The 805-nt window shown below is 64.6% G+C and carries 1 protein-coding gene; it reads left to right on the top strand.

What is annotated here, in order from left to right; all coding sequences use genetic code 11:
- Positions 1-79 precede the first annotated feature (79 nt).
- The coding region (locus AC1D0Z_RS23245; RefSeq protein WP_477660485.1) for a tripartite tricarboxylate transporter substrate-binding protein at positions 80-805 on the top strand (726 nt) is incomplete at its 3' end.

Below are 805 nucleotides of genomic sequence, written 5' to 3'. Positions count from 1 at the left end.
CCGGAAAATGGCAGTCAGCAGAGGCGGTGCGTTGAACCTGCCGAAGATTTGCCCGACTCACGACAACGAAGGAGACAGCATGACCCCGCAAATGAAGACGATCCGCAGTACCGGCACCGAGACTGATACCGCAAGCCGGCGCCAGGCCCTCTTCGGGGTGAGCGTCTTTCTCGCGGGTGGCGCCCTCCTGGCCTTGCCATGCCGCMTGCTGGCCCAGACCAGCGACAAGGTGGTGCGCTTCATCCTGCCCGTGGGCGCCGGTTCGGGGGTGGACACCATCGTGCGAGCGGCCAGTGTTGCGATGGGCAAGGCGCTGGGCCACCCGGTGGTGATTGAAAACCAGCCCGGCGCGGGCGGCATCGTTGGCACCTCGGCGCTTGTGAAGGCCGCACCCGACGGCATGACGCTTGGCGTCGTGTCCAACAATCACGTGGTCTACCCCAGCGTCTACAAGTCGCTGCCCTTTGACCCGATCAATGACATCACGCGGATCACCGTGCTGGGCAGCACGCCCTTTGTGCTGGTGGTCAACCCGGCCAAGATAGCGGCGACGAACGTGAAGGACCTGGTCGCGCTGCTCAGGGCCAAACCCGACAGCTACAACTACGCTTCGTCCGGCAACGGCACCATCCTGCACCTGGCGGCCGAGATGTTCATGGAAGAAGCGCAGGTGAAGGTCAAGCACATCCCCTACAAGGGCGTCAGCCCCATGATCACCGACCTGATCGGCGGCCAGGTCGACCTGGGCGTGCTGTCGCTGCCCTCGGTGCAGGCGCATCTGAAAAGCGGCGCGCTTCGCGCCATC

The sequence above is a fragment of the Polaromonas sp. P1_E3 genome (assembly GCF_056405935.1).
Note: the sequence above shows the minus strand (reverse complement) of the source record. Positions and strands in the feature narration are given on the sequence as shown.